The organism is Alteribacter natronophilus (assembly GCF_006007885.1).
Taxonomy (GTDB): Bacteria; Bacillota; Bacilli; order Bacillales; family Salisediminibacteriaceae; genus Alteribacter; species Alteribacter natronophilus.
In genome coordinates this window covers 520,148-537,396 of record NZ_VCRO01000001.1, presented here as the reverse complement: position 1 = coordinate 537,396, position 17,249 = coordinate 520,148, and the positions used below count along the sequence as shown (strand labels likewise).

Here is a 17,249-nt window from a genome sequence, read left to right as displayed (position 1 = left end):
TCACTCCCTACCTGCGATCGTCGTCTTCGTAATCTTCCATTCCTGTTTCATCGGGCTCGGAATCGTAGCTGTCTTCTCCATCATAGCTGTATTCATCCATATCCGTTTCCTCCTCGGGAGCATTCGGATCATAGAGACCGAGTTCCTCTGCATCAGTTTCACTCTTGATGTCAATCTTCCACCCCGTAAGTTTTGCTGCAAGGCGGGCATTCTGTCCACGTTTGCCGATGGCGAGGGAAAGCTGGTAATCAGGCACGATGACCTGGGTCATTTTTTCCTCTTCATTGACAGTAACCTTAAGCACTTTTGAAGGACTGAGTGCGTTTGCAACATACTCCTTTGGATCTTCAGACCAGCGGACAATATCAATTTTTTCACCTTTCAGCTCATTGACAATCGTCTGTACACGCTGACCGCGGGGCCCGACACAGGAACCGACCGGGTCCACTTCCGGGTCCTCTGCATGAACGGCAATCTTTGAACGGTCTCCGGCTTCGCGGGAGACGGATTTAATCTCAACTGTACCATCATAAATTTCAGGCACCTCAAGCTCAAACAGGCGCTTCAGAAGTCCCGGATGAGTTCTGGAGATCATGATCTGGGGGCCTTTTGTTGTTTTTTCAACTTTCGTAATAAACGCTTTTATTCTGTCATTATGTTTATATGACTCTGTAGGCATCTGTTCATTAAGCGGCATGATCGCTTCGACCTTACCGAGATCCACATAGATAAACCTGTGGTCCTGGCGCTGGACGATACCTGTCATAATATCTTCTTCCCGGTCTATAAAGTCCGAATAAATAATTCCCCGTTCAGCTTCACGGACACGCTGTGTAACAACCTGTTTCGCTGTCTGTGCAGCAATTCTTCCGAAATCCTTTGGAGTAACTTCGATTTCAACCACATCATCCACTTCGTATCTCGGGCTGATGGATTTAGCTGCATCCAGTGAAATTTCCAGACGTGCATCGAATACTTCCTCGACCACTTCTTTCTGCGCAAACACCCGGATATCGCCTGTGTCACGGTCAATGTTTACCCGCACGTTCTGTGCCTGGTTGAAATTTCGCTTGTATCCTGTAATAAGCGCCTGTTCAATCGCTTCGAGAATGACTTCCTTGTCGATTCCTTTATTTTTCTCGATGCTTGTCAGGGCATCCATAAAATCACTGTTCATTTGAATTGGTTCCCCCTTTAATAAAACTCTTCAGCCCACATTGAAATACCCGTCATCTGTCATACATACGATAACCGGGCATCTGTGAGGTTCATGTTTTCCGGCACTGTGGTCAGATGATCACTGCAAGCCTTGCCTTGGCAACTTTGTCATATGGCACCTGGACCGTTCTGGTCCTTGTTTTGACTGTAATTTCGATTGTCAGAGTTTCACCGTCAAAACCGGTCAGCCGGCCTTCAAACATTTTTTCACCATCGACTGGTGCATAGGTGGTAACATGGACGTTTTTACCTACCGCACGGGAAAGATCTGTTTCATTTTTAAGCGGTCTTTCCGCTCCGGGTGAAGATACCTCAAGGTAGTATGCATCCTCAATCGGATCTTCTTTGTCCAGTTCCTCACTGAGTCTTTCGCTGACTGCCGCACAGTCATCAAGATCTATTCCTTTGTCGGAATCAATGTAGACGCGGAGAAAATAGTTCTTACCCTCTTTCACGTACTCGACTTCGACTAATTCAAGACCCAGCTCCTCCAGGATCGGTCCGGCAATCCGTTCGGTGGTCTGTTTAATGTTTCCGGCCATAATTTCGCCTCCCTGCTCTTTCCATCGTCTGATTATGTGGCCAGGAAATGTTCACAGTCAGGCGTGTTCGGGATGTAATGAAATCTGATTACCGCTTCCCCGGGAGTGAACATCTCCTTTTATCCAAAAGAAAGAGTGGGACACTCCCACTCTTTCCGCTGCCGTTATTCTAAGTATTGCCATAATACTATAACATAAACCCTGAAGCCCTGCAAACCGCAGACAGCAGGCCTGTGGTGCTTCGGGGGCGGCAGCAGGGGGTTCCTGCCATCAGAACAGGGACAGCTGGTTCGAGTCGGGCATTCCTTCAAGGCAGCCGTGATCATCCAGGTTCTGTAAAACAGTTTTCGTAATCTTACTTCGTTTCTGGAGATCCTCCTTTGAGAGAAACTCTCCTCCCTCTCTCGATTTTACAATATTAATTGCTGCGTTGGTTCCAACTCCCGTAAGGGCATTGAAAGGAGGGATCAGACTGTCCCCGTCGACAACAAATTCCTTTGCTTTCGAACGGTAGAGATCGACTTTCTGGAAGGAATATCCTCGTTCGCACATTTCGAGAGCCAGTTCCATTACGGTTACCAGACTTTTCTCCTTCGGTGAGGCATCGAGCCCTTTCTGATGAATTTCCTCAATCAGCTTTCTGATGCTCGCCGAGCCCCGGTGCATCGTATCCAGATCAAAGTCATCGGCTCTCACTGTAAAGTAGGCAGCATAAAACAGAATCGGGTGATGGACTTTGAAGTAGGCAATGCGCACGGCCATTAATACATAGGCAGCGGCGTGTGCCTTCGGGAACATGTATTTGATCTTCAGACACGAACCGATATACCAGTCCGGCACACCGTTTTTCTTCATTTCCTCGATCCATTCCTCCTGAAGTCCCCGCCCCTTACGGACAAACTCCATGATTTTAAAGGCAAGTGAGTCTTCCAGTCCTTTGTACTGAAGGTACACCATGATATCATCCCGGCAGCCGATGACATCCTTAAGAACGCAGGTGCCGTCGGCTATAAGGTCAGCAGCGTTGTTCAGCCATACATCGGTACCATGGGATAGACCGGAAATCTGAACAAGTTCACTGAACGTGCTCGGTTTCGTATCTTCAAGCATCTGTCTTACAAAACGGGTACCGAATTCCGGTATTCCGTATGTCCCGGTTTTGCACATAATCTGCTCTTCAGTAACACCAAGGGACTCGGTACCGCTGAACAGCTTAAATACTTCAGGGTCATCCACCGGGATATCCTGCGGGTCAATACCGCTTAAATCCTGGAGCATGCGGATCACTGTCGGATCATCGTGCCCGAGAATATCGAGCTTCAGCAGGTTATCGTGAATGGAGTGAAAGTCAAAATGGGTTGTTTTCCATTCCGATTCCCTGTCGTCAGCAGGAAACTGAATCGGAGAGAAATCAAAGATATCCAGATGATCCGGTACAACGATAATACCGCCGGGGTGCTGACCGGTCGTCCGTTTTACACCGGTACAGCCGCTCACAAGACGATCGATTTCCGCTCCCCTGAGCCTCATCTGATTGTCATCTTCATACCCCTTGACAAACCCGTATGCGGTTTTTTCAGCCACTGTGCCGATCGTACCCGCCCGGTATACATAATCCTCACCGAACAGCTCTTTCGTGTAGTTATGGGCAACAGGCTGATACTCACCGGAAAAGTTCAGGTCAATATCGGGAACCTTGTCTCCCTTAAAGCCAAGAAACGTTTCAAATGGAATATCATGGCCGTCCTTGCTGTACTGGGTGCCGCACTGTTCACAGTTTTTATCAGGCAGATCAAAACCCGAACCGACCGAGCCGTCATCAAAAAAGATACTGTGATGGCAGGACGGACAGACGTAGTGGGGCGGAAGCGGGTTAACCTCGGTAATCTCTGTCATTGTAGCTACGAAACTGGAGCCTACGGAACCACGCGAACCTACGAGGTAGCCGTCATCCAGGGATTTCTTAACGAGTTTCTGTGAAATGAGGTAAATAACCGAGAATCCGTTACTGATGATGGATTTAAGCTCCTTTTCAAGCCGGGCAACCACGAGTTCGGGAAGATCATCACCGTATATACTGCGGGCTCTCGTGTAACACATTTCCCGCATTTCCTCGTCCGCCCCTTCCAGGTTTGGCGTATACAGATCATCCGGAATCGGCTTGATTTCATCAATTTCGTCGGCAATCGCATTGGTGTTTCCGATGACGATTTCCTTTCTTTTTTCCTCGGGCAGAAACGAAAAGCACTCGAGCATTTCATCTGTGGACCTGAAGTGCACCTGGGGCAGTTCTGTCCGGTTCAGCGGGTTTGCTCCGCCCTGGGATGCAATCAGAATCTTCCGGTAGATGTGATCAGTCGGATCCAGGTAATGGACGTTTCCTGTTGCAACTACAGGCTTATCCAGCTTTTCCCCCAGCTCCACAATGTTTTTCAGGATATCCTTCAGTGCGAGCTCGTCTCTTACAATTTCTTTTTCAATGAGCTTGTTGTAATTCGACGGTGGCTGGACTTCAAGATAGTCATAAAACCTGGCTGTCTCCTCCACTTCCTCCGGCGCCTTCTGCATCATCGCATCAAACACTTCTCCATTATCGCAGGCAGAGCCCACGAGGATGCCTTCCCGGTTTTTGGCCAGCACCGACCGGGGTATTCTCGGTACACGGTGGAAATAGTATATATGAGACTCGGAAACAAGCTTGTAGATGTTTCGGAGACCTTTCTGGTTTTTGGCAAGCAGAATGCAGTGGTGGGGACGCTGCTTTTTGTACTCGTCTCCAGTGGATTGACTGTTGAACTCGTTATGATTATTGATACCTTTTTCCATGGCATCCTTCAGCATTTTCCAGAGAAGGTGTCCCGTGGCTTCTGCATCATAGATTGCACGGTGGTGGGATACGAGTTCGATATTGAATTTCTTACAGAGTGTATTCAGGCGGTAGTTCCTGAATGTCGGATACAGCAGCCGTGCAAGCTCGAGGGTGTCAATCACCGGGTTCGGTGTTTTCGGGTAGCCGATTTTCTTAAAGCCTGCGTCAAGAAAGGCCATATCAAAGCTGGCATTGTGGGCTACGAGAATATCGTCTTTCATCCACTCATGGAAATCCTTCAGCACTTTTCCCGGTTCCGGTGCATCTTCGACCATGTCATCTGTAATTCCAGTGAGCTCTATGATCGTGGGACTCAGTTTTTCACCGGGGTTGGCAAATGCCTCGAAACGGTCCACGATCTCCCCGTCCCGGATTTTGACTGCGGCAAGTTCGATGATCGTGTTGTAGACCGCTGAAAGGCCGGTTGTCTCCACGTCAAATACCACATACGTATCGTCGGCAAGCGGCCGGTCTGCTTCGTTGTAGGCAACCGGTACTCCGTCATCCACGAGATTCGCTTCAACTCCGTAAAGAATCTTCACCCCTTCTTTTTTCCCCGCACCGTAAGCTTCCGGGTATGCCTGGGCTACGCCGTGGTCTGTCACTGCGATAGCCTGATGACCCCACTTTTTCGCCCGGGAGACGCAGGAGGAAATCGAAGAAACGGCATCCATCTGGCTCATGGGAGTATGGAGGTGCAGTTCCACCCGTTTTTCACCTTCAGGAGACTTGTCCTGCCGCTCAACTGGCTGTACCTGCTGAACATCACGGGCCATCATGACCAGGTCTCTTACGAACGTATCGTGCTGAACCATTCCTTTTACTTTCAGCCACATTCCCTTCTGGACAGCCTCAAGCACAGGGACGTCTTCTTTGTCTTTTGAAAACATTTTAATCAGGATGGAATCTGTATAGTCGGTAATCTTGAATGTAAGAAGTGTCCGTCCGCTCCTCAGTTCGCGGGTTTCCGCTTCAAAGACATAGCCCTGTACAACTTTCTGGCCTTCTTCCTCCTGAATGGATTCGATTGGATCCGGATTGTCCTTGATCGGTTTGCCGATGGCAACAGAGGAAAGCTGTCCCGTTTCCTTCGCTTTCTTTTCCATTTTCTGTTTTTCCATCATGGCTTCGACCACTTTCGAATGATCCTCTTCCTGCTTTTTCTCGACGAAGCGTTCATACGCTTCCTTCGATTCCTGAACTGTCGTATCAATGTTCAGGGGCGGAAATCCTGTACGTCGGAGAAGATCCTTCAGCGGGTCGGCCACTTTCCTTTTAATCATGGCGGCTTCCGCATCATTCATAGCGTTAATAACCAGCCGGTTCTGGTCTATATGCGGGGTCTGTTCCTGCAGACGTCTGATCAGCCCGTTCGTGGAGCTTTTCAGGCATTCAACGTAAAATGGCCAGTACTGCTTAAAATCCCTTGCAGGGACAGGATCCCGGTCGTAGGAAACGGAAAGTTCCACTTTTGCTATGTGACTGAGTCCCTGGCGGATCGTGGTCTGAAATACATCAAACGCAGGAAAAGGAAGCAGTTCCGGCAGCCGTACTGCAAAATGCCAGCGTTTTTCATTTTTATATACTTCCAGCTTCTCAATCCAGCCTTCTGTAAGGTATTTCGTCCGGAGCTCTTCCGGCATGACAACCTGGTCCATAAGAAGCTCAAAACGTTCCTGTCTGATTTTTTTCTCTTCGTTCATGCGGTTCCCCTCCCTCTGTTGCAGTGTATAATCTTCCGGTACTGCTGTACGGAGTTTTATCTGTTTTCAGCCGTTTTTATCTGCTTTTGTTCAGATTCATCTGATCCAGGCAGAATTCCCCTGCTCCCGGCGGAATATGTCCTGCTTCGGCAAAATAAACCCGGCGGGCGGCGCCTGCTGTATACGTACGTCCCTTACTCACTGCCATTAATTTTACCAGACAGAAAAGGTGCCTGTCAGGAGGAATTCATCCTTCTGTCCAGACACCTTTTTGGAAAGTGATGGTTTCCACTGCCTCTCCGGTGGAAAGCAGGTTTATTTCTTCAGCAGCTGTCTGATTGTGTCTGCCAGTTCGTCCCTGTGGACTTCTGTTTTTTCTTCTTCGCTGCGCACTTTCACTTCCACGATGCCCTCGTCCGCCTTTTTACCGACAGTTACTCTCACAGGCACACCGTAAAGATCCGAATCCTTGAATTTCACACCAGGACGTTCCGCTCTGTCGTCATAAAGGACATCAAACGACTGCTGCAGTTCACTGTATAATCCTTCTGCAAGCGTCTTCTGTGCCTCCTGCTTCAGATTAACGGGAATCAGGTGCACATCAAAAGGTGCTACAGAAGCCGGCCAGATAATCCCATTGTCATCGTTGTGCTGTTCAACAATGGCTGCCACCGTACGGGAAACCCCGATGCCGTAACTGCCCATGACAATTGGCTGTGCCTTTCCGTTTTCATCAAGATAGGATGCTTTCATCGACTCACTGTACCGGGTACCCAGTTTGAACACGTGCCCCACTTCGATACCTTCCTTAAACTCGATGGTTCCTTTACCGTCAGGAGAAGGATCGCCTTTCTGAATCATCCGGAGATCTTCATAGCGTTCCGGCTCAAAGTCCCGCCCCGGATTTACATTCACATAATGCCTGTCCCGTTCATTCGCCCCGCACACACCATTGACAACAGCTTTCACCGCATGATCGGCAAGAACTCTCACATGGCCGGGAACGTTAAGGGGACCTGCAAATCCTGTGACGCTGTTCAGTTCGGCTGCTGTGTCATCCTCGCCCGCAAGTTCCACCACCTGTGCATCCAGGACATGTTTTATTTTCACATCGTTTACTTCATGATCACCGCGTACAAGTACCAGGACAGGTTCACCGTCAACTTTAAAAAGCATGCTTTTGATCAGTTTTTCGGGACTCATCTCCAGGAACGAAGCAACTTCTTCAATTGTCCTGCGGTCCGGCGTATCCGTTTTTTCCAGCTCACGCAGTGCTTCACTGCTCTTTTCGTATTCCGTATGTACAGGAGCAATTTCCACATTCGCTGCAAAGGATGATTCGTTGGAATAGGCGATGGTATCTTCACCGATTTCAGAGAGTACCATAAATTCGTGAGTGTCCTTTCCTCCCATAGCACCTGAATCGGCCACTACCGCCCTGAAGTCAAGCCCGCAGCGGGTAAAGACGTTCGAGTACGCTTCATACATTTTGTTATAGCTTTCATCGAGACCATCAAAATCCCGATCAAAGGAATAGGCATCCTTCATGAGAAACTCCCTGGAACGAAGGATCCCAAAACGCGGGCGCCGTTCATCCCGGAACTTTGACTGAATCTGATAGAGGGTCATAGGCAGCCGTTTGTATGAATTAATATCGTCACGGATTAATGAAGTAATAACTTCCTCATGGGTTGGTCCCAGTGCGAATTCCCGCTGGTGACGGTCCCTCACTCTCATCAGTTCAGGCCCGTAGACATCCCATCTTCCGCTTTCCTGCCACAGTTCGGCAGGCTGGATAGCAGGCATCAGAAGCTCCTGCGCTCCTGAACGGTCCATTTCCTCCCGGATGATATTTTCAACTTTTTTCAGTACTTTCAGGCCGAGGGGAAGAAACGAGTATACCCCTGCCGAGCTCTGCCGGATCAGACCTGCCCGGAGCATCAGCTGATGGCTTTTTACTTCTGCATCACTTGGTACATCCCGGAGAGTAGGAGATAAAAAAGTGCTCTGTTTCATTACTAGAACCGCCTTTCAAATAGTTTGCCAGTTACGATTAACAGCTTAAAAACAGGTCAGAGCTGTGAACACATTCGTCCACAGCCGCCTGTAACCGTCATTCTCACTTAAAGGAAAAACTTATTGATATCGTTCCATGTCACCACAAGCATAAGCAGCATAAGAAGGGCAAAGCCGATAAAGTGGACAAGTCCCTCCTTCTGGGGATCCACAGGCTTTCCTCTGACTGCTTCAAGACCAATGAACATAAGTCTGCCTCCGTCCAGAGCCGGAAGTGGAAGGAGATTAATAATCCCCAGATTTACACTCAGAATAGCTGCCCACTGCATGAGGACAAAAAAGCCCATTGCCGCTACTTCACCAGTATAGCTGTATATCCCCACAGGACCTGCCAGGTGATCCAGACTGAACTGGCCTGTTACGAGCATTCCGAGCGCCTCAACGATGAGAACCGTATAGTCCCATGTCGTCGTAAAGCCGAAAGCGATGGAGCCGAGTATACTGAACTCCGTCGGCGGATAAATGCCGACTACACCCTGAACTTCCTCATCAGGCCCCAGACGCTCTTCAGGTACCATTTCGACTTCAAACGTCTCGTTTCCTCTCTCAACTTCAAACATAAGAGGTTCATTCGCACTTCCCTGGATAATCCGGGTCATTTCCTCCCATGTTGTCACATTTTCACCGTCAATGGAAACGATCCGGTCCCCTTCTTCAAGGCCAGCCTCGACCGCCGCACCGTCATCCGTTACATCACCGACTCTCGCTTCATCAACCGGCATACCTGCCATCATGGCATAAGCCGCGAGAATAACTACTGCGAGCAGAAAGTTCATCATTGGTCCGGCAAAAATGGCCATTGCCCGCTGGGGAATTGTTTTGGACGGAAACTGTCTGTCACGGGGAGCGATCTGAGTCGCCTCTTCATCATGGATGTAATGAGCCTTCTCATGAACCGGGTAGGTAACCAGCCCTTCTTCGTCCGGAAGGTATCCCTGAACAAAAAGCCGGTCTTCAAGATCAATTTTCTCCACCTGAATGACTTTGCAGTCCGGATGCTTGGACTTATTATTTACAATAATATCGGTCACCTGATCCGAACTGTTGAATTTAAGCCCGATTTCATAACCGGGTTTAATCTGGATCATCTCGGGGTCTTCACCGGCCATACGGACAAATCCGCCGAGAGGAAGGAGTCTGATCGTATAAGTCGTTTCATTTTTCTTAAATGAAAAGATCTTCGGACCGAATCCTATAGCAAATTCCCGGCAGAGAATTCCTGCCCGTTTTGCAAAAATGAGGTGCCCCCACTCGTGGATGAAAACGAGAAGACCAAAAATTATGACGATCGCTATAAACGTATTCACCTAATCACAACCTTTTATTCAAGTCCTTTTTGATTCCGGCACGCGTCAGACGGTCCGTCTCGATAATCGTCTCCAGATCCGGGGATGCCTGTACACTGTGATGCTGAAGTGCCTCATCAATCAGATCCTCAATCTCAAGAAACGAGATCTGTCTGTTGAGAAACGCCTCCACCGCCACTTCGTTGGCTGCATTCATCACGGCAGGGGCTGTCCCCCCTGCCCTGCCTGCATCGTATGCCATTTTAAGGCACCGGAAACGGTCAAGATCGGGTTTTTCAAAATGCAGCTTTCCAATTTCCCAGAGATCGAGTCTTTTCCTCCCCGGCACTTCGTGTCTGGCCGGCAGTGAGAGAGCATACTGAATCGGTACTTTCATATCCGGGGTGCCGAGATGGGCCAGTACACTACCATCAATATATTCAACCATGGAATGAATCATACTCTCTTTATGAAGGATCACATCGATTCTTTCATAGGGTATATCAAAAAGCCACCGGGCCTCTATAACCTCAAGACCTTTATTCATCATTGTAGCCGAATCGATCGTAATTTTTGCACCCATGGACCAGTTTGGATGTTTCAGGGCATCTTCCACGGTCACATCACTCAGTTCGTTTCTGGAGAGATCCCGGAAACTGCCTCCTGATGCTGTCAGAATCAGCCGGTCGGCATCTTCTGCCCTGTTCCCTTCAAGGCACTGATAGATTGCGGAATGTTCACTGTCAACGGGAATTAGTTTAACACCTGACTGCTCCGCCTGTTCAGTAACAATGTGGCCCGCGGTGACAAGCGTTTCCTTATTGGCAAGGGCCACATCCTTCCCGGTTTTCATACCTTCCAGCGTCGGATTTAAACCGACACTCCCCATAAGGGCATTGACAATGATGTCACCGGAGCGGCGAACGGCTTCGAGCAGCCCTTCCTCACCGTACCCAACTTCTATATGGGAAGGAATCATTTCCTGTAATCGGGAAGCATCCTCTTTCGATCCCGTACTGACAAAGGAAGGCCCGAACATCCGGATCTGTTCGGCTGCCAGTTTTATATTTTTTCCGCAGGTGAGCGCCTCCACTCTGAACCTGTCAGGATGTGCCTCAATCACTTCAAGCGTCTGCACGCCGATTGATCCGGTGGATCCCAGAAGTATTATCTTTTTCATCAGCAAAACGCTCCTTCTTCGACGTATATATATGTATATAAGCTAAATAAAAGCGAGCAGGTACAGAACAGGCATAACAAAAATCAGACTGTCAAAACGGTCAAGAATTCCCCCGTGGCCCGGCAGTACCTGACCTGAATCCTTTACGGCATAGTGTCTTTTCAATGCAGATTCAACCAGATCTCCAAGCTGTCCTGCAACGGAAACAATCAGAATGAAGACAACCGTTACAGCCGTGGAATCGAATACCGGGAAGAACCATGCATACAGAAGACCGAATACGACAGCCGCAATGATTCCGCCGAGAGAGCCTTCAATCGTTTTTTTCGGGCTGATTTCAGGCCACAGCTTATGCTTTCCGAGAAAACGTCCGCAGAAATAGGCACCTGAATCCGTTACCCAGACGAGTATAAGTATGAAGAAGATGAATACAAGACCTTCTTCAAGAAAACGTGCTTCAAGAAAATAATGAAAACCCAGACCTATATACACCGAAGAGAGAATCACAAATCCGGCTTCATCAAAAGTAAACGCATTTTTGGAAATCACCGTTACTGCGAGCAGTACAACGATGAGAAGCAGAAACATCTCCGCCCTGTCCATATGCAGCGTGCCAAACGGCAGTAACTGATCCGGCAGTAGAAGAATCCACATAAAAAGAAAGGAAATACCGCCTTTATAGGAAAGCGGCGTAATTCCCTTCATCTTCAGAATCTCACCCATTGCGATGGTTGCCAGAAGAAACATGAGGACTGTAAAGGGTATTCCTCCGAGTATAATAATTCCAAGAAAAGCCGCACCGGCTATAACCGCTGTAATAATACGCTGTTTCATGGTCCTTCACCCCTTTCGTCAGACACCGCCGTATCTTCTTGTTCTTTTCTGGTACACTGCAAGCGCTTCTTCAAAGTGGTGTTCTGTAAAGTCAGGCCACAGAACATCGGTAAACCAGAATTCCGCATAGGCAAGCTGCCAGAGCATAAAGTTACTCAGGCGGATTTCACCACTTGTGCGAATCAGAAGATCGGGATCATCAAGACCTTCTGTCATAAGGGCAGATGCCACGGTTTCCTCGCTTACATCATCAATTGTGATTTCACCGCTTTCCACCCTGCTGTATATCTGTCTGATTGCCTGCACCATTTCATTCCGGCTGCCGTAGTTCAGGGCAAAGTTCAGCACCATACCATCATTATTCCGCGTATCCTCAACCGCCTGTTCAACAGCTTCACGGGTATGACCGGGAAGGGCCTCCCTCGAGCCTGTAATTCTAACCTGAACATTTTCCTCAATCAGTTTTGGGAGCTCTGATTTAAGAAACCTTTCAGGCAGACGCATCAGAAAGTCCACTTCAGGCTTGGGCCTTTTCCAGTTTTCCGTGGAAAATGCGTAGAGCGTCAGAACGCCTACACCAAGACGGCTGGATCTCTTCACAATTTTTTTAATGACATTCATCCCTTCACGGTGCCCGGCTACACGCGGAAGACCGCGCTTCTTAGCCCAGCGCCCGTTTCCGTCCATAATAATGGCAACGTGATTGGGAATGTTGTGAGGATCCAGTTCCTTCTGTTCTTCTGAAAGCGGATAATCCGTTTCCGTTTTTCGGTTGGTCCATTTTTTTAACATTTTACTAGTCCCCCAGAAATAACACAATCCTGCCTGAGAGCAGGCGTAAAAGGCTCTTGTTGAAAGGTGGTTTTAAAGCCGGCTCCGGCTCTATCTGCCGAAAATGCAATTGAGCCGAATGGATAAAAAAACCCCCTGTTTAATAGAGGGTCTTTTACTCTGTTTATTCTACACGCTTTCGTCTTACACTTCCATGATTTCTTTTTCTTTGCTGTCAGCTGTCTCGTCTACGTTTTTTACGTAGCCGTCGGTAAGCTTCTGAACGTCATCCTGGCTGCGGCGCAGTTCGTCCTCGGTCAGCTCGCCGTCTTTCTGCAGCTTTTTAAGTTCATCATTGCTGTCACGGCGGATGTTCCGGATTGCCACTTTCGCATCCTCAGCATAACGGCGTACGAGTTTAACAAGTTCCGCGCGACGCTCTTCCGTCAGAGCCGGAATCGTAATACGGATAATGTTTCCGTCGTTCGATGGAGTAAGGCCGAGGTCCGCTTTCTGAATTGCACGTTCGACATCAGCCAGGGACGACTTATCGAAAGGCTGAATCGTCAGCATGCGCGCTTCCGGCACGGAGATGGTCGCAAGCTGGTTAAGAGGCGTCATCATGCCGTAGTATTCCACCTGGACTTTGTCAAGGATCGAAGGATTTGCGCGGCCTGCCCGCAGTGTGGAAAGCTCTTTACGCAGAGATTCAACAGATTTATCCATACGTGACTTTGCATCGTTCATAATTTGCTGGCTCATTGGTTATTCCCCCTGATTACAGTTCCGATTTCTTCTCCGGTGACGGCTCTCTTGATATTTCCTTTTTCCATAATTGAGAACACGATCAGCGGAATATTATTATCCATGCACAGTGACGAAGCTGTGGAATCCATTACCGCCAGTCCGTCCTTAAGCAGGTCAAGATACGTAAGTGATTCATATTTTTGGGCAGTGGCATCAACAGAAGGGTCAGCAGAGTAAACACCGTCCACCTTATTCTTTGCCATCAGAATGACATCTGCTTCGATTTCGGCTGCTCTAAGCGCTGCAGTAGTGTCTGTAGAGAAATACGGATTTCCCGTACCTGCTGCAAAAATGACTACGCGTTTTTTCTCCAGATGGCGGATCGCACGCCGTCTGATATAGGGTTCAGCAACCTGTCTCATCTCAATGGAAGTCTGGACCCGGGTCTGCACACCGATGTTTTCCAGGCTGTCCTGAAGGGCAAGAGAGTTCATTACCGTTGCAAGCATGCCCATGTAATCAGCCGTGGCACGGTCCATACCTTTTGCACTTCCGGCCATACCCCGCCAGATATTTCCTCCACCGACGATGATGGCTACTTCCACCCCGAGCTCGGAAATTTCCTTTATCTGCTCACCAATGGACTGAATGACTGAAGGATCGATCCCGTATCCCTGGTCTCCCGCGAGTGCCTCCCCGCTCAGTTTAAGTACAATTCGGTCATATTTAGGATTTTCCATAACGCCCTCCAAGTCTGGTCTCTTTTCAAAGCTGTTTTTATTGTGAAAAAGGTAGGGGAAAAATACCGTTTACTCGGGAAAAAGGGACACTATGTGCCCCTCTTTTCTCCGATTACTTTTTCACTTGGGACATAACTTCTTCCGCGAAGTTGTCTTCACGCTTCTCCATACCTTCCCCAACTTCGAAACGGGCGAAGGAAACGACTTTACCGCCTTTGGATTCAACGTATTTGCCGACTTTCTGATCTGTATCCTTAACGAAAGCCTGCTCGTTCAGGCAGATCTCTTCGAAGAACTTGCCGAGGCGTCCTTCCACCATTTTCTCAACGATGTTTTCCGGCTTACCTTCGTTAAGGGCCTGCTGCTTAAGAACTTCGCGCTCACGGTTAACTTCCTCTTCGGATACAGAGTCACGGCCAACGTAACGCGGGTTGATTGCCGCTACGTGCATGGCAACATCTTTGGCAGTTTCCTCGTCAGCACCTTCCACAACAGTAAGGACTCCAATGCGTCCGCCCATGTGCAGGTACTCACCGAAAGACTGGCTGTCTGTTTTTTCCGCTACTTCAAAACGGCGAAGGGAGATCTTTTCCCCGATTTTGGCAATCTGGTCGTTGATGAAGTTCTGAAGTGTGCCGTCAGAACCTTCAAATGACTGGCCGAGTGCTTCTTCAACATCAGCCGGCTTGTTCTGAAGAATGTGATCCGCAATTGCTGATACAAGGTTCTGGAAATTTTCGTTTTTGGCAACGAAGTCTGTTTCAGAGTTAATTTCCACGATTACACCTGTGTTTCCGTCTGATTTAACAGCGGTAAGACCCTCCGCTGCAACACGGTCAGCTTTTTTCGCCGCTTTGGCGATGCCTTTTTCACGAAGAAAGTCAACGGCTTTATCCATATCACCGTCTGTTTCTGTAAGTGCCTTCTTGCAGTCCATCATACCTGCGCCTGTTTTTTCACGAAGCTCTTTTACCATTTTAGCTGAAATTGCCATTTGGGTATTCCTCCTTGGAATGTTGTTTTAGCATGGACCGGAACTGTCCGTCCGGACTATGTAGCCTGTCCTTAAAAAGGGTGATAAAGGGTCCGGCCCTCTATCACCCTTTTGGACATTTCTATCTTCATTCATACAGCCGGAGCCGAATGAACGGATTTATGCAGTGGTTCCTTCTTCCTGTGCCACTTCTTCTTCCTCGCCCTGATTGGCTTCAATAACGGCATCTGCCATTTTGGAAGTAAGAAGACGTACAGCGCGGATTGCGTCGTCGTTACCAGGGATCACGATATCCACTTCGTCAGGGTCACAGTTTGTGTCTACGATCGCCACAACAGGGATGTTGAGCTTGCGCGCTTCAGCAATTGCAATGCGCTCTTTACGCGGATCGATAACAAAAAGTGCATCCGGAAGTGTGTTCATGTCTTTAATACCACCGAGGAACTTCTCAAGACGGTCCATTTCCTTCATTAGAAGAACAACCTCTTTTTTCGGAAGTACGTCAAAAGTGCCGTCTTCCTGCATACGCTCGATGTCTTTCAGACGTTTGATACGCTTCTGGATTGTTTCGAAGTTTGTAAGCGTTCCACCGAGCCAGCGCTGGTTAATGAAATATTGACCGGCACGCTCTGCTTCTTCGCGTACAGAATCCTGAGCCTGTTTCTTTGTACCGACGAAAAGAACTTTTCCTCCGTCAGCTGCGATGTCACGTACGTATTTGTACGCTTCCTCGACTTTTTTGACCGTCTTCTGAAGGTCAATGATGTAAATTCCGTTACGTTCTGTGAAGATGTAGCGATCCATTTTTGGGTTCCAGCGACGAGTCTGGTGACCGAAGTGTACCCCTGCTTCCAATAGCTGTTTCATGGAGATAACTGCCACATCAAACACCTCCTTTGGTTTTTTTAGCCTCCGCCTGTCTCTCCTTCAAGCAGAACTGCAGATGCAGCACCGCTGCCTGAATCAACAGACGTGTGTGATTAACACCAGAAGTTACTATACCATATCACAAGGCCAAGAGCAAGAATGTCTCACGATTTATAGTAAAATTTTCTGTACAGACTCACTTCTCCTTTTCCGATCCCCAGCTCCTTTCCAATTTCACTATCCGAAAGTCCTCTGCCCGCAAGCTCAAGGACCCTCGCGGAAATCGCGGGTGATACGGATTCCGGTTCCTGTTCCCCGGGCATGGGCGGGGTGTACACCGGTTCTTGAACGGCCGCTGTCTGTTTGAATGGTTCTGACGTCTCTGACGTGCCTGAAGTCTCTGCAGTGTCAGCCCCGGAAGCGCCGGAATCGCTGTACCGTTTCAGACTGCCGATCAGCTTTTCATTACTGTCTTTCATCTCCTCCGTGTACGCTGCCAGAAGATCCTCCATTTCCCGGACGGCTCCCATATCCGGCATTTCACGATTCTTTTTTGAAAGGAGAAGAATCATGTAAAAGCTCAGGAGATGCAGGAGAAGACTCAATATAATAAAGTAAACCATCATTACCTCCTCAGGATGATTTGCGAAGACTGTGTTCCAGCTTATAGAGGGCTTTAGAGTGGATCTGGGAAATCCGCGAAGTGGAAAGAGAGAGTATCTGACCGATTTCAGTAAGTGTCAGTTCTTCGAAATAAAACAGGCTCAGGACAAGCTGTTCATTCTCCGTGAGCTCTTTCATACATGCAGCAAGCTCCTCATAGTCCGATTCCCGGACAGCATGCTGTTCGGGCGTCAGCATGGAACGGTCGGACATCGACTGGACAAACGTGTCTTTTGCACCGTGCTCACCGCTCTGTTCATCGATCGAAAGGAGATGCGAGACAAAGCTCTCATTCATCGTGCGTACAACCTCAGCCTCCGTCATCCCGGCGGCACCTGCAACTTCTGCCGCTGCCGGCACACGCCCAAGTTCCTGCTCCAGGGTTTCCTGGATGCTTTCAATTTTTTTTGCTTTATCACGGACGGATCTGGGCAGCCTGTCCTCCTGCCTGAGCCCGTCCAGAATTGCACCTTTGATCCGGAATGAAGCGTATGTATCAAATTTCAGATCCCTGTTTTTATCAAATTTTCTGAGTGCATCGTAAAGACCGGCTAATCCATGGCTTTTCAGATCACCTGCATCCACGTTCCGGGGAAGGCCTCCGAGCACTCTCTGGACGTGAAAATCCACAAGCGGAATGTAGGCTTCAATCAGATCATTACATGCATCGCGGTCGCCCTTTTCAAGCCAGAGGTCCCAGGCTCTGTCAAGTTTCCCTTCTGCTTTTGGACAGATCATACCCGTCTCCTCCTTTCGATT

14 protein-coding genes are annotated in these 17,249 nt (G+C 48.7%); all 14 read right to left on the bottom strand.

The window, feature by feature from the left end:
• Nucleotides 1–7: 7 nt before the first annotated feature.
• Entirely contained in the window at nt 8–1,177 is a 1,170-nt protein-coding gene (gene nusA / locus FGB90_RS02735) for a transcription termination factor NusA (RefSeq protein WP_138809034.1), read from the bottom strand.
• 112 nt (nt 1,178–1,289) lie between these two features.
• On the bottom strand, nt 1,290–1,760 hold the full coding sequence (gene rimP, locus FGB90_RS02730) for a ribosome maturation factor RimP (protein WP_138809033.1): 471 nt from the start codon (nt 1,758–1,760) through the stop codon (nt 1,290–1,292).
• A 270-nt stretch (nt 1,761–2,030) separates the two neighbouring features.
• On the bottom strand, nt 2,031–6,332 hold the full coding sequence (locus FGB90_RS02725; RefSeq protein WP_138809032.1) for a PolC-type DNA polymerase III: 4,302 nt from the start codon (nt 6,330–6,332) through the stop codon (nt 2,031–2,033).
• Between the two features lie 315 nt (nt 6,333–6,647).
• Nucleotides 6,648–8,348, bottom strand: coding sequence for a proline--tRNA ligase (locus FGB90_RS02720; protein WP_138809031.1), 1,701 nt, complete (start codon nt 8,346–8,348; stop codon nt 6,648–6,650).
• Between the two features lie 107 nt (nt 8,349–8,455).
• Complete coding sequence (rseP, locus tag FGB90_RS02715) at nt 8,456–9,715, bottom strand: RIP metalloprotease RseP (protein ID WP_138809030.1); 1,260 nt, start codon at nt 9,713–9,715, stop codon at nt 8,456–8,458.
• Between the two features lie 4 nt (nt 9,716–9,719).
• Nucleotides 9,720–10,874 (bottom strand): 1-deoxy-D-xylulose-5-phosphate reductoisomerase, encoded by a 1,155-nt coding sequence (locus tag FGB90_RS02710; RefSeq protein ID WP_138809029.1) that lies wholly within the window; start codon nt 10,872–10,874, stop codon nt 9,720–9,722.
• A 42-nt stretch (nt 10,875–10,916) separates the two neighbouring features.
• The gene (locus tag FGB90_RS02705) at nt 10,917–11,708 is read right to left on the bottom strand and encodes a phosphatidate cytidylyltransferase (protein WP_138809028.1); all 792 of its coding nucleotides are present in this window, start codon (nt 11,706–11,708) and stop codon (nt 10,917–10,919) included.
• Nucleotides 11,709–11,726: 18 nt separating this feature from the next.
• Complete coding sequence (gene uppS / locus FGB90_RS02700) at nt 11,727–12,500, bottom strand: undecaprenyl pyrophosphate synthase (RefSeq protein WP_138809027.1); 774 nt, start codon at nt 12,498–12,500, stop codon at nt 11,727–11,729.
• A 183-nt stretch (nt 12,501–12,683) separates the two neighbouring features.
• Nucleotides 12,684–13,241 (bottom strand): ribosome recycling factor, encoded by a 558-nt coding sequence (gene frr, locus FGB90_RS02695; protein WP_138809026.1) that lies wholly within the window; start codon nt 13,239–13,241, stop codon nt 12,684–12,686.
• The gene (pyrH, locus tag FGB90_RS02690; RefSeq protein ID WP_138809025.1) at nt 13,238–13,966 is read right to left on the bottom strand and encodes a UMP kinase; all 729 of its coding nucleotides are present in this window, start codon (nt 13,964–13,966) and stop codon (nt 13,238–13,240) included. Before pyrH ends, frr begins: the two co-directional genes overlap by 4 nt.
• A gap of 112 nt (nt 13,967–14,078) precedes the next feature.
• On the bottom strand, nt 14,079–14,960 hold the full coding sequence (tsf, locus tag FGB90_RS02685) for a translation elongation factor Ts (RefSeq protein ID WP_138809024.1): 882 nt from the start codon (nt 14,958–14,960) through the stop codon (nt 14,079–14,081).
• A 159-nt stretch (nt 14,961–15,119) separates the two neighbouring features.
• Nucleotides 15,120–15,842: a 30S ribosomal protein S2 gene (gene rpsB, locus FGB90_RS02680; RefSeq protein ID WP_138809023.1), complete on the bottom strand. Its 723-nt coding sequence runs from the start codon at nt 15,840–15,842 to the stop codon at nt 15,120–15,122.
• A gap of 149 nt (nt 15,843–15,991) precedes the next feature.
• The gene (locus FGB90_RS02675; protein ID WP_210237223.1) at nt 15,992–16,450 is read right to left on the bottom strand and encodes a helix-turn-helix domain-containing protein; all 459 of its coding nucleotides are present in this window, start codon (nt 16,448–16,450) and stop codon (nt 15,992–15,994) included.
• 10 nt (nt 16,451–16,460) lie between these two features.
• The gene (locus FGB90_RS02670) at nt 16,461–17,228 is read right to left on the bottom strand and encodes a FliA/WhiG family RNA polymerase sigma factor (protein WP_138809021.1); all 768 of its coding nucleotides are present in this window, start codon (nt 17,226–17,228) and stop codon (nt 16,461–16,463) included.
• Nucleotides 17,229–17,249: the final 21 nt, after the last annotated feature.

Excerpts from the sequence above, each read along its gene's own strand:
- FGB90_RS02670 (WP_138809021.1), bottom strand. The coding sequence starts at position 17,228 with ATGATCTGTCCAAAAGCAGAAGGGAAACTTGACAGAGCCTGGGACCTC.
- rimP (WP_138809033.1), bottom strand. The coding sequence starts at position 1,760 with ATGGCCGGAAACATTAAACAGACCACCGAACGGATTGCCGGACCGATC.
- FGB90_RS02675 (WP_210237223.1), bottom strand. The coding sequence starts at position 16,450 with ATGGTTTACTTTATTATATTGAGTCTTCTCCTGCATCTCCTGAGCTTT.
- frr (WP_138809026.1), bottom strand. The coding sequence starts at position 13,241 with ATGAGCCAGCAAATTATGAACGATGCAAAGTCACGTATGGATAAATCT.
- pyrH (WP_138809025.1), bottom strand. The coding sequence starts at position 13,966 with ATGGAAAATCCTAAATATGACCGAATTGTACTTAAACTGAGCGGGGAG.
- FGB90_RS02710 (WP_138809029.1), bottom strand. The coding sequence starts at position 10,874 with ATGAAAAAGATAATACTTCTGGGATCCACCGGATCAATCGGCGTGCAG.
- FGB90_RS02720 (WP_138809031.1), bottom strand. The coding sequence starts at position 8,348 with ATGAAACAGAGCACTTTTTTATCTCCTACTCTCCGGGATGTACCAAGT.
- FGB90_RS02725 (WP_138809032.1), bottom strand. The coding sequence starts at position 6,332 with ATGAACGAAGAGAAAAAAATCAGACAGGAACGTTTTGAGCTTCTTATG.
- uppS (WP_138809027.1), bottom strand. The coding sequence starts at position 12,500 with ATGTTAAAAAAATGGACCAACCGAAAAACGGAAACGGATTATCCGCTT.
- FGB90_RS02705 (WP_138809028.1), bottom strand. The coding sequence starts at position 11,708 with ATGAAACAGCGTATTATTACAGCGGTTATAGCCGGTGCGGCTTTTCTT.
- tsf (WP_138809024.1), bottom strand. The coding sequence starts at position 14,960 with ATGGCAATTTCAGCTAAAATGGTAAAAGAGCTTCGTGAAAAAACAGGC.
- nusA (WP_138809034.1), bottom strand. The coding sequence starts at position 1,177 with ATGAACAGTGATTTTATGGATGCCCTGACAAGCATCGAGAAAAATAAA.